The 12318-nt window shown below is 29.2% G+C and carries 12 protein-coding genes; 8 read left to right on the top strand and 4 right to left on the bottom strand.

Annotated features, from left to right (window positions below):
- Window positions 1-72: 72 nt before the first annotated feature.
- The 8 genes from bmpD (at window position 73) to QIA00_RS01855 (ending at window position 8778) form a co-directional block, all read left to right on the top strand.
- Window positions 73-1098, top strand: a complete 1026-nt coding sequence (bmpD, locus tag QIA00_RS01890) for a nucleoside ABC transporter substrate-binding protein BmpD (RefSeq protein WP_316257157.1) — start codon at window positions 73-75, stop codon at window positions 1096-1098.
- Between the two features lie 321 nt (window positions 1099-1419).
- On the top strand, window positions 1420-2481 hold the full coding sequence (gene bmpC, locus QIA00_RS01885) for a nucleoside ABC transporter substrate-binding protein BmpC (RefSeq protein ID WP_316257156.1): 1062 nt from the start codon (window positions 1420-1422) through the stop codon (window positions 2479-2481).
- Between the two features lie 52 nt (window positions 2482-2533).
- On the top strand, window positions 2534-3553 hold the full coding sequence (gene bmpA / locus QIA00_RS01880) for a nucleoside ABC transporter substrate-binding protein BmpA (RefSeq protein ID WP_316257155.1): 1020 nt from the start codon (window positions 2534-2536) through the stop codon (window positions 3551-3553).
- Between the two features lie 86 nt (window positions 3554-3639).
- Window positions 3640-4665, top strand: coding sequence for a nucleoside ABC transporter substrate-binding protein BmpB (bmpB, locus tag QIA00_RS01875; protein WP_316257154.1), 1026 nt, complete (start codon window positions 3640-3642; stop codon window positions 4663-4665).
- A 113-nt stretch (window positions 4666-4778) separates the two neighbouring features.
- The gene (locus QIA00_RS01870; protein WP_316257152.1) at window positions 4779-6203 is read left to right on the top strand and encodes an MGH1-like glycoside hydrolase domain-containing protein; all 1425 of its coding nucleotides are present in this window, start codon (window positions 4779-4781) and stop codon (window positions 6201-6203) included.
- A 53-nt stretch (window positions 6204-6256) separates the two neighbouring features.
- Window positions 6257-7621, top strand: a complete 1365-nt coding sequence (mgtE, locus tag QIA00_RS01865) for a magnesium transporter (RefSeq protein WP_316257151.1) — start codon at window positions 6257-6259, stop codon at window positions 7619-7621.
- Between the two features lie 48 nt (window positions 7622-7669).
- Complete coding sequence (locus QIA00_RS01860; protein WP_316257150.1) at window positions 7670-8089, top strand: HIT family protein; 420 nt, start codon at window positions 7670-7672, stop codon at window positions 8087-8089.
- Between the two features lie 26 nt (window positions 8090-8115).
- Window positions 8116-8778 carry a hypothetical protein gene (locus QIA00_RS01855; RefSeq protein WP_316257148.1) on the top strand — a complete coding sequence of 221 codons (663 nt, stop codon included), beginning with the start codon at window positions 8116-8118 and terminating at the stop codon, window positions 8776-8778.
- Window positions 8779-8789: 11 nt separating this feature from the next.
- Here the strand turns inward: QIA00_RS01855 and QIA00_RS01850 are convergent, their stop codons facing one another.
- Genes QIA00_RS01850 through pdeB form a run of 4 tightly spaced genes read right to left on the bottom strand, consistent with a single transcriptional unit; the run spans window position 8790 to window position 12310 of the window.
- Window positions 8790-9263, bottom strand: a complete 474-nt coding sequence (locus QIA00_RS01850) for an S-ribosylhomocysteine lyase (protein WP_231013683.1) — start codon at window positions 9261-9263, stop codon at window positions 8790-8792.
- Window positions 9260-10438: a methionine adenosyltransferase gene (gene metK, locus QIA00_RS01845; RefSeq protein WP_316257145.1), complete on the bottom strand. Its 1179-nt coding sequence runs from the start codon at window positions 10436-10438 to the stop codon at window positions 9260-9262. The genes QIA00_RS01850 and metK overlap by 4 nt, the downstream gene beginning before the upstream one ends.
- Window positions 10435-11148, bottom strand: a complete 714-nt coding sequence (locus QIA00_RS01840; protein ID WP_316257144.1) for a 5'-methylthioadenosine/adenosylhomocysteine nucleosidase — start codon at window positions 11146-11148, stop codon at window positions 10435-10437. The genes metK and QIA00_RS01840 overlap by 4 nt, the downstream gene beginning before the upstream one ends.
- A gap of 22 nt (window positions 11149-11170) precedes the next feature.
- The gene (gene pdeB, locus QIA00_RS01835; RefSeq protein WP_301427180.1) at window positions 11171-12310 is read right to left on the bottom strand and encodes a cyclic di-GMP phosphodiesterase PdeB; all 1140 of its coding nucleotides are present in this window, start codon (window positions 12308-12310) and stop codon (window positions 11171-11173) included.
- Window positions 12311-12318: the final 8 nt, after the last annotated feature.

Raw genomic sequence — 12318 nt, 5'->3', positions numbered from 1 at the left:
TGTTTATATGCTGTGTATTATGATAACTATTTTTTATATTTTTTTATTATTAAAAGTAAGGAGGATATTTTTGTGTTAAAAAAAGTTTATTATTTTTTAATTTTTTTATTTATTGTTGCTTGCTCTGGCTCTAATGATGGTAAGTCGGGGACAAAAACGGTTTCGCTTATGGTTGATGGTACTTTTGATGATAAAGGATTTAATGAAAGTTCTTCTAAGGCGATAAGAAAATTAAAGGCAGATTTAAATATAAATATAATTGAAAAAGCTTCTACAGGCAATTCTTATTTAGGAGATATTGCAAATTTAGAAGATGGTAATTCAAATTTGATTTGGGGAGTTGGTTTTAGATTGTCAAACATTCTTTTTCAAAGAGCTAGCGAGAATGTTTCTATTAATTATGCAATCATAGAAGGAGTTTATGATGAAATTCAAATACCCAAAAATCTTCTTAATATTAATTTCAGATCTGAAGAGGTGGCTTTTTTAGCAGGATACTTTGCGTCAAAGGCTTCTAAAACCGGTAAGATCGGATTTATTGGAGGAGTGAGGGGAAAAATTTTAGAATCTTTTATGTACGGATATGAAGCTGGTGCTAAGTATGCAAACTCTAATATTAAAGTGGTTTCTCAATATGTTGGTACATTTGGAGACTTTGGACTTGGTCGCTCCACAGCATCTAATATGTATCGAGATGGAGTTGATATTATATTTGCAGCTGCAGGACTTTCTGGTATAGGGGTAATTGAGTCCGCAAAAGAGTTGGGGCCCGATCATTATATTATTGGAGTCGATCAGGATCAATCATATCTTGCTCCTGATAATGTTATTGTTTCTGCTGTAAAGAAAGTTGATTCATTGATATATAGTTTAACAAAAAAGTATTTAGAAACTGGAGTTTTGGATGGGGGCAAGACCATTACTTTTGGGCTTAAAGAAGATGGACTTGGTTTGGTTTTAAATGAAAACTTAAAATCAAATTATTCTGAGATTTATAACAAATCATTGAAAATCGGGCAAAGTATAATGAATGGCATAATAAAAGCGCCCTATGACAAGGTATCTTATGATAACTTTGTTTTGCAAATGGAAAATTAACTTGATTTTTATTGAGTTGGTTTGTGAAAAATCTTTTTAATTTTTTAAAGATATTTTATAGAGTTTTTTAATTATTGTAAGTTTTAATTTAAAGTAATCTTGCAAAAGGGTTTAAATTTGGATATTATGGTGATGTAGGAAAAATTGTTTTTTCCCCATCATCGTGTTTTTATTAATTCTAGAAGTATTTTTTTAAAAGGGCGTATTAAAATTTTTATTTTATAAATAAAGAATACTACTTGTTAGTAGAATAAAGTTAATATTTTAATTTTTAAAAAATTCTAAATTTTTTAAATAAATTTTGTAAGGAGAGGATTAATTTTGTTTAAAAGGTTTATTTTTATTGTTTTATCTTTATTAGTATTTGCTTGTTTTAAATCTAATAAAAAGTCTATAAAATCTGACAAAGTTGTTGTAGGTGTTTTGGCTAATGGTAGCTTTTATGATAAAGGCTACAATCAAAGCGTTTATCATGGTGTTGTAAAACTTAGAGATAATTTTGGAATAAAACTTATAACTAAATCTTTAAGGCCTTACCCTATTGCGGGCAAAAGACTTCTTACTGTTGCTGAGGCAATGACAGAGGACGCTTATGAGGTTCAAAAAAATCCTTTAAATCTTTTTTGGATGATTGGATACGAATTTTCTGGCTTATCCATTAAACTTTCCTATGAACGTCCAGATATTTATTATGGTATTATAGATGCTTTTGATTATGGTGATATTCAAGTTCCTAAGAATTCCTTGGCTATTAAGTTTAGAAATGAAGAAGCTGCATTTTTGGCTGGTTATATTGCTGCTAAGATGAGCAGAAAAGACAAGATTGGATTTTTAACAGGGCCTATGAGCGAACATTTAAAAGATTTTAAGTTTGGTTTTAAGGCTGGGATTTTTTATGCTAATCCTAAATTAAGATTAGTTTCAAAAAAAGCACCCTCTCTTTTTGATAAAGAGAGGGGCAAAGCAATGGCTCTATTCATGTATAAAGAGGATAAAGTGGGCGTTATTTTTCCAATAGCTGGTATAACTGGTCTTGGAGTTTATGATGCTGCTAAAGAGCTTGGACCCAAATATTATGTTATTGGGTTAAATCAAGATCAATCATATATTGCGCCTCAAAATGTTATTACTTCAATACTTAAGGATGTTGGTAAGGTTATTTATTCTATTTCATCAGAGTATATTAATAATGGAGTTTTTAAGGGTGGGATCGTTATTGATCGGGGGCTAAAGGAAGGAGTAATAGAAATTGTTAAGGATCCTGATATTTTAAATAATAGATTAGTTGATGAAGTTATTGATCTAGAAAATAAAATAATAAGCGGAGAAATTATTGTTCCTGATAGTGAATATGCATTTGATTTATTTAAATCAAAGTTATAAACTAGTTATAAGCTACTTAGGTATAGCTTTATTTGTAAAGGGGGAATAGTTTATGAATAAATTATTGTTGTTGATTTTGTTTGAGAGTGTTATTTTTTTATCTTGTAGTGGTAAGAGTAGTCTTAAGAGCGAAATTCCTAAAGTATCTTTAATGATTGATGGTACTTTTGATGATAAAGGATTTAATGAGGGTGCTTTAAATGGAATAAAAAAAGTTAAAGAAGAATTTAAGATTGAGATTGTTTTAAAAGAATCCTCATCAAATTCTTATTTATCTGATCTTGAAGGGCTTAAGGATGCAGGTTCAGATTTAATTTGGCTTATTGGGTATAGATTTAGTGATGTGGCCATGGTCGCCGCTCTTCAAAATTCTGATATGAAATATGCAATTATTGATCCTGTTTATTCTAACGAGCCTATTCCTGCAAATTTGGCGGGTATGACCTTTAGAGCTCAAGAAGGCGCATTTTTAACAGGTTATATTGCTGCAAAACTTTCTAAAACAGGTAAAATTGGATTTTTGGGAGGAATAGAAAGCGAGATAGTAAATGCATTCAGGTATGGGTATGAGGCCGGTGCTAAGTATGCTAATAAAAATATAAAGATATCTACTCAGTTCATTGGTAATTTTACTGATGCTGAGGCTGGTAGAAGTATTGCAACTAGAATGTATTCTGATGAAATAGATATTATTCATCATGCTGCAGGTATTGGAGGAATTGGAGCTATTGAGGTTGCAAAAGAACTTGGTTCTGGGCATTACATTATTGGAGTTGATGAGGATCAGACATATCTTGCTCCTAATAATGTAATAACATCTACAATTAAAGATGTTGGTAGAGCTTTAAATATTTTTACATCCAACTATTTAAAAACTAATATTTTCGAAGGTGGCAAATTAGTAAATTATGGCCTTAAAGAAGGAGTTGTGGGGTTTGTGAGAAATCCTAAAATGATTTCCTTTGAACTTGAAAAAGAAATTGATAGTCTTTCTAGCAAAATAATCAACAAAGAAATTATTGTTCCATTTAATAAAGAAAGTTATGAGAAATTTCTTAAAGAATTTATTTGAATAAAAAAATAATTTATATGTTTTATTTTTAAGTATAAAAAACATGTTGGTTTTGTTTGAATGATTGAAATGGAGAAATGCTCTATATGAGGATTGCAATTTTTATATTCGGTATTTTGTTGACTTCTTGCTTTAGTAGGAATGGAATAGAATCTGGTTCAAGAAAAATTAAGATGTCCATGCTGGTAGATGGTGTTCTTGATGACAAATCTTTTAATGCTAGTGCTAATGAGGCTTTGTTGCGTTTGAAAAAAGATTTTCCAGAAAGTATTGAAAAAGTTTTTTCTAGTGCTGTCTCTGGAGTTTATTCTAGTTATGTTTCCGATCTTGATAATTTAAAAGCGAATGGTTCAGATTTGATTTGGCTTATAGGGTACATGCTTACGGACGCATCTTTATTGGTTTCATCAGAGAATCCAAAAATTAGCTATGGAATAATAGATCCTGTTTATGGCAATGATGTTCAGATTCCCAAAAATTTGATTGCTGTTGTTTTCAGGGTAGAGCAGGGTGCTTTTTTAGCTGGCTATATAGCAGCTAAAAAAAGCTTTTCTAGAAAAATAGGTTTTATAGGGGGAGTGAAGGGTAATATAGTAGATGCATTTCGCTATGGTTATGAAGCTGGTGCAAAGTATGCTAATAAAGATATACAGATTATAAGTGAATATTCTAATTCTTTTTCCGATGTTGATATTGGTAGGGTTATAGCTAATAAAATGTATTCTAAAGGGATAGATGTAATTCATTTTGCAGCTGGTTTGGCAGGACTTGGTGTTATTGAGGCAGCAAAAAAACTTGGCGATGGTTATTATGTTATTGGAGCCGATCAAGACCAGTCATATCTTGCTCCTAAAAATTTTATTACCTCTGTTATAAAAAACGTTGGGGACGCATTGTATTTGATTACTAGTGAATATATTAAAAATAATAATGTTTGGGAAGGTGGAAAAGTTGTTCAAATGGGATTAAGAGATGGTGTTGTTGGGTTGCCCAATGCGAATGAATTTAAATACATAAAAGTTCTTGAGAGAAAAATAATCAATAAAGAGATCATTGTTCCTTGCAATCAGGAGGGTTATGAAATTTTTATAAAACAAATATTAAAGTTATAAACTTTTGAAATAAAAAGATTTTAATTTCCCAGTTTTTAATTTTTTTAATTATGTTATATTTATTGTGTTATAATAAATATAAGTACATTTCTATTGTTTTAGAGGATTTGGCATTGAATAAAAAGATGTTTCCCAAAATTTACTATTATGATCAAGACTTTATTGATATTTATAATAAAAGTTTATCTTGGATTCAAGATAAGGTTATTTTACAAAAAGTTGCTGATAGGAGCAAAAAAGATAAAAATTATTATTCGGAAAATTGTGATTATATAGATCAGATGCAAGCTTGTATGTCAAGCTTTTTTCTTGTCTATAGCAACGGGGAATATTCATCTACATCTGCAATTGATAAGTTTTATCAATTGCAGGAAGAATCTGGTGCAATTAGAGCTAGATATGACAATAACAATGCTATTATTGATCTTGATGAGAATGAAGAGAATATTGGATTTCCTATTTTTGCATGGGCTGAATATAACTTATATCATAAAACAGGAAATAAAAAGAGAATTTCTGAAGTTTTGCCAATTCTTGATAAGTATTATAAATGGATAGAGAGCAAATTTTTAAAGGAAAATGGTCTTTATTCAATTGATGTAAATAAAATTTTTTATAAAAACTCTCCAAGGGTAGCTGCATACTATCCTATAGATTTTAATTCATTACAAGTTCATAGTGCATATTGTATTTCTAAATTGGCAGACATTTTAAATGATAAAAATTTATCACTTGAATATAAAAAACGATTTTTTTCTCTTAAGGTTAAAATTAATTCTTTGATGTGGAGCGAAAAAGATGGATTTTATTATGATCTTGATGTTAATGAAAATATTCTTGAAATTAAGACAATAGTAGGATTTTTTCCAATGCTTTCCGAGATTCCCAGTGAAGACAGGATAGAAAGGATGGTTTTTTATTTAAAAAGCACTAATCATTTTGGAACTCCAAATCCTTTTCCAACGCTTTCTGTTAGCGAGCCAGGTTTTAGCGAGGATGGTAATGGATATTATGGTTCAGTTTATACTTATATGAATTTTTTTGTAATCAAAGGCCTTGAATATTGTGGTCGTGCAAATATTGCAAGAGAATTTACTATAAGACATTTGTATTATATATTAGATACTTTAATGCCTTTTAATAAAATTAAAGGACACATTTGGGAAGCTTATAAACCTATGCAAGAAGGACCTGCATATTTTGATTCTACTAAAAAAACTTATACTGAGAAAGGTCTTATTTGTTATCTTGCGCTTTTTAGTATTAGCTTGATGATAGAAAATATTATTGGTCTTACAATTAGCTTACCCGATAAAACTGTATATTGGAACATACCTACTCTTGAGATTATGGGGATAGAAAGCTTATCTCTTAAAAAGAATCAAACTACAATAATTTGCAATAAAGGGAAAAGAGGTTGGGAGATAAAAATGGAATCTGAAAAACTTTATTATTTTACAATAAATATATTAAATAAAAAAGAAAAAACCCTTCCGATTCCTTCAGGAAGATGTTCTATGTTATTGGATAAGCTTTGATGAATTAGATTCATTAAATGTCTTGTAAAATTTAAATTTTTGGAGGCCTTTTAATGATAGATATCGATGAATTGAGAATTTTTCTTAAAGAGAAGAGCTATTCTAAAATTAAAGAAAAATTTTTAAAGCATGATTCCTTTGATATTGCTGAGGCTCTTAAAAGGCTTAATGGATCTGAATTGATTTTGCTATACAGGTTTTTGCCCAAAAAAATAGCAGTTGAAACTTTTTCTAATTTTGACCAATCTACAAAAAATAAATTAGCAAATTCTTTTACTAATAAAGAAATAAGTGAAATGATTGATGAGCTGAATCTTGATGATGTTATTGACCTTTTAGAAGAGGTTCCCGCAAATGTTGTTCAAAGATTTTTGGCAAGTTCTACAGAAGAAAATAGAGAAATTATTAATAAATTTTTATCTTACAGCGATGACTCTGCAGGTTCGATCGTAACAATTGAGTATGTTGAGCTTAAAGAACATTTTACGGTTGGTAAAGCTCTTGATTATATTAGAAGGGTAGCTAAAACCAAAGAAGATATTTACACTTATTATATTACAGATGATGAAAAGCATTTAAAAGGAGTTATAAAAATTGAAGATTTAATATTGGCTAAAGATGATGTTATTCTCTCGTCAATAATGAGAAGTAGCGGTTTTTATATTGTAGGAGTCAATGATGAAAAGGAAGATGTTGCACTTCTTTTTCAGAAACATGATATTACCAGTGTTCCCGTTGTTGATAATGAAGGGAGAATGATAGGGGTTATTATTATTGATGACATTTTAGAGGTTATTCAATCTGTAAATACTGAAGATTTTCAAATGATTGCAGCTGTTAAACCTTTAGATACCTCTTATCTTGATACTTCTATTTTAGTTATGACAAAAAATAGGATAGTTTGGCTTTTAGTTCTCATGGTATCTTCTACTTTTACAGCTACAATCATTTCAAATTATCAAAATTTAATGTTGTCTTTAGTGGTTTTAGCTAGTTTTATTCCCCTTTTAATGGATACTTCAGGCAATGCTGGCTCTCAGGCGTCTGCATTAATAATTCGCGAGCTTGCTCTTGGTACTGTCAAGGCAAAAGATTTTTTTAAAGTGTTTTTAAAGGAAATATGTGTTAGTATTCTAGTGGGAGCAATTCTTGCTAGTGTTAATTTTTTAAGAATTGTATTTTTTGTAGCTCCACACCATTCAGATAAGCTAAAAATAGCTTTTGTAGTTTCATCTTGCTTGATGGTAAGTTTGACAGTAGCAAAGATATTGGGAGGTCTTTTGCCTATTGTTGCTAAAATTTTAAAGCTGGATCCAGCACTTATGGCAGGCCCTTTAATTACTACGATTGCAGATACTATTACTTTAATAGCTTATTTTAATATAGCAAAATGGGTTTTAGTTAGTTATGCTGTTTAAATTTTATTTAAATATGTTGATTATTATTTTTTATAATAGGATATTTTAATGAATGATTGTATTTTTTGTAAAATAGTAAACAAAGAGCTTCCTAGTTATAAAGTTTATGAGGACGATTTAGTTTTAGCATTTTTAGATATTAATCCTTTAACTGTTGGGCATACTCTTGTTATTCCCAAAGAACATAGTGATAATTTATTGAACATGGATGATAAATTTAATGAGAGAGTTTTAAGGGTATGTAAAAAAATTTCAAATGCTTTAAAGAGAATAAATTTAAACATTTATGGTGGAATAAATATTTATTCTGCTTTGGGGGTTGGAGCAGGGCAAGAAGTTTTTCATACTCATTTTCATGTAATTCCAAGATTTAAAAACGATGGTTTTGGTTTTAAGAGAGGTAATAAACTTAATCTTGAAATTGAAAAATTTAAAGAGTTGTCTATGCAAATAAGTATGAATATTTAACTTTATTTTGCTAAAAAGGATTCTTTATGAGAAGAAACTTTTTATTTTTTTTTGTTTTTATGCTCAGTACATTAAGGATTTATTCAGGAATTCCTGGTTATCTTAATGTATACAGCGGAGTTGGGGTTGGCGTTGATAATTTTACTCAAGATTTATTCTTTTATGAAAGACTTAAGTATCAATTTTTCAGTGGATTTGGTATTAATGTTTCTCAAAATTTAGCATTTGGCGGAGAATTTAATTTAGATATTAAATTTTTACCTAGCCATACTTCTTACACCAATGAGATTATATTTATGTTGGATGATCAAGTATATTTGAAGCAGTCTCTAAATTATTTCATAATAAAAGATGTTACATTCTCATTGAGAATGTATGGTAATTATTTCTTTTTACCTTATACTCCAATGTTTAGTTTAATCTTTTTTACAGGTTTAAAATTTTCATACATTGGTGCAAAAGTTTGTTTTATAGATTCAAGTGATTGGGTATTATTGGATAATTTTGTTTTAGGAATAGACATTGGAGCTAGAATTACTATGGATTTTATTTTTTTGGAATATACAGTTTCTCCAATTTTTTACAACAAACCTTTACTTTTAAATCAAATGCATAAAATAACATTAGGATTTATTTTTCAGTATGATGTAGCAACAAAAAATGAAAGCGAAATACTTTCTATTTTGTAAATTTTATAAGCTTAAGGATATTTTAAATTTTCTTCTTTAATATTGTTTAATGTTTGTAAGTATTTAGAAGATTCATATTTAGCCATATCAAGGTTATGTTCTTTGTAATTTCCGCATTCCTTATCACTTGCGCCTGGAATAGGTTCTGAAAAATTTACAATTTCGGAAAAAATCCATGATACTAGATCAATAAGATCTTTACTTTCATAATCTCCAAAAATTATTAAGTAAAATCCAGTCCTGCATCCCATAGGACCAAAATATACTATTTTTTCGGCCCAAACTTCATTATTTCTAAGTAAAGTAGCTCCTATGTGCTCTATTGTATGTATTGCTGCGTTTTCAATTATTGGTTCGATGTTGGGAGCTTTGATCCTAATGTCTATTGTAGTAAATATTACATTTTCAAAGGTATCTTTTCTTGAGACATATATGCCGGGGTTTAGTTTTGTATGATCTATTGTAAAGCTTGTTATTTTTTTCATTTTTTTAGCACTGTTTGTATTTTTTTTACAAAATCTAATTTTTCCCATTCAAATTCATTTTTTCCAAAATGACCATAGGTGCAAGTTTTAAGATATATGGGTTGTTTTAGCTTTAATTTTTCAATTATACCATTGGGAGTTAAATCGAAGTTATTAACAATAAAATTTAATATTTTGTTTGCATATTTAGGATCATTTATTCCTGAAGTTATTTGAATAGATATTGGGTTTTCAATTCCAATTGCATATGCGAGCTGTAGTTCAAATTCTTTAGAAATTCCGGCTGCCACCATATTTTTTGCGATATATCTTGCCATGTAGGCAGCTGATCTATCTACTTTTGTGGCATCTTTTCCACTGTATGCTCCTCCTCCGTGTCTTGCAAATCCTCCATAACTATCAGCAATAATTTTTCTTCCTGTAAGACCAGTATCTCCGGTAGGCCCCCCAATTACAAAATTTCCAGAAGGATTAATGCAATAAGTAGTATTTTCATCAAGCATTGATTTGTCTTGAATAGTGGGCTTGATAATTTCTTCAATTATTGTTTGTTGTATTAGTTTTTGGGAGATGTTTGGATGATGTTGATGAGATACTATAATGTTTTTTATTTTTACAGGTTTTCTGTTTTTATCGTATTCTATAGTAACTTGAGATTTTGAGTCAGGTCTTAACCATTTTATTGCTCCTGATTTTCTAAGATTGCTAGCTTTTTTTAGAATTGAATTGGCTAGTTCATAAGGAGCGGGTAAAAAATTTTTTGTTTCATCGCAGGCATATCCAAATATTATTCCTTGATCACCTGCTCCAAGGGTATTGGATCCCTTTTTTTCAATTGCGTTTATAATGTCACGCGATTGATTGCCAACAGCGTCTATTACTGTTATTGTTTTGTAATCAAGTCCATAATCAATATTTGTGTAGCCTATATCTTTGATGATATTCTTAGCAATTTCTTTTATATCTATGTTTTTTTTTACAGGACTATTTATTTCTCCTGCTATTACTACTAAATTTTGTGCAATTATGACTTCGCAAGCTACTTTTGCATTTTTATCTTCTTTTAGTATTTCATCAAGGATGGCATCAGAGATTTGATCTGCAATTTTATCTGGATGTCCTTCAGATACAGCCTCAGAAGTTAAAGTTTGGTTAGCTGCTATTATTTTATTCATATTAGCCTAATAAGTTCCTTTGTCATTTTGCTTGAATTTATTGATGATGTTTTTAAAAATTTATTAAAGTCTATATGGTTGTCTTTATTGTTTGGTAGATCAGAAATTGAACGGATTATTATGAATGGTATTTTAAATATGTGTGCTACTTGAGCTATTGCAGCTCCTTCCATATCTACAGCTAAAGCATCTTTGAAATTTTTTTTAATTGTTGTAAGATTTTTTTCATTTTCAACAAATTGATCTCCTGTTAGTATTAAGCCAATGTGGATATCAATGTTTAAAAGTTTATTGTCAATAATATTGACTACTTTTTTCAGTAACTCTTCATCCGCTTTAAACTTTTGTGGCAAATTAGGGACTTGCCCTATTTTGTGTCCAAACTTGGTTAAGTCAAAGTCATAGTATGCTATTTCTGAGGATACTATGATATCTGATATTTTAAGGTTAGAGTTTTCTTTTATCCCTCCAGAACTTCCGGAGTTTATTATGTGAGTAATTTTATACTTAGAGATAATTTGACTACTCCAAGTTGCTGCGTTAACTTTTCCAATTCCTGTAGTTAAAGATATTACATCTTTTCCTAAAATTTTTCCTTTATAAATTTTTTTATTTTCTAAGTAGTCGTTTAATACAATTTCTTCTTTGTTATCAAGTATTTTATTTATTTCTTCTGATTCTTCTTGCATGGCTGCTATTATCAAAATCATGCTTTTTCTCCTTTTAAGTGTATTATATAATATTTATTAAAGAATATTTATTTTTAATTAGCTCTATTTCATTTTGATTGAGTATTTTTTTTATTCCCGTATTTGTATTTGGTATAGACTGAACACTAGATTGTTCATTTTTGTCTACAACTTTTCCATTTTTTATTATGTAGTTGATGTATGGGAGATTGGGGTTAGAATCATCTATGTCTACTATTTTTGCTATAGAATTGTCATTAAGTTCTACAATAAAGTCTAAAGGACAAGAAGATATTGCATTGATTATTAACTTTAAAACTCTTTTGTCAAATTTTTTGTCGGCATCTTTGATTAATTCAATAATAGATGCTCCAGAATTAAAAGATTTTTTGTATGCCTTATCTAAAATGATAGCAGAATAGGCGCTGCTAGCGCCTATTATATTTGATTCTATGCTGATATTTTCACTTGTTAATCCCTTAGGATAGCCAGTTCCGTCTAGATTTTCTTTATGTGTTAGAAGCGTCAAACATATTGATCGTGATAAGTTGCTTGTTGAAGCTATTTTATAGCTTATTATGGGATATTTTTTTATTATTTCTAGTTCTTCTGCAGTTAATGCTTCTTTTTTTTCGCTGATTTTTGGTGGAATAAATAAAAATCCTATTTTATGTAAAAGAGCAATACTACAAAGTTCTACTGTTTTATAGTTATTTAGTCCCATTTCATTGCCAAGGGCTACTGTTAGGATAGCTGTATTTACTGAGTGAATAATGTGATAATTTGCGGAAAGCTTGGGAATTCTAAAATATTTGATAAAAAATTTTTTCTGTTTCTTGTAAAATTCCATTACTTTTTTTACAGTAGGCAGAATATCTTGGTAATATATTTTTTTATTTCTTTTGCAATTTTCATAAATTTCTTCTAAATTACTTATTATTACATGATAACTAGAAATAGCCTCTTCGTTGAATTTTTTGTGTATTTCTTCATATTCTCTTTTAACAGAATCGTCACTGAAAAAATTTTTTCTTTCTTTAATGTATGGCTTTAAGTTCCATTTTTCAATAAGTTCAATGTTTTTGTCTCCAATAAATGCATTCTCAGGCCAAACTAAAAATTCCTTGTCTATTAAATATGATGAATTTTTTATATTTTTGATAATGCTTTCAGAATTTTGCATTTATTCCC

The sequence above is a fragment of the Borreliella americana genome, assembly GCF_032595795.2.
Classification (GTDB): Bacteria; Spirochaetota; Spirochaetia; order Borreliales; family Borreliaceae; genus Borreliella; species Borreliella americana.
Note: the sequence above shows the minus strand (reverse complement) of the source record. Positions and strands in the feature narration are given on the sequence as shown.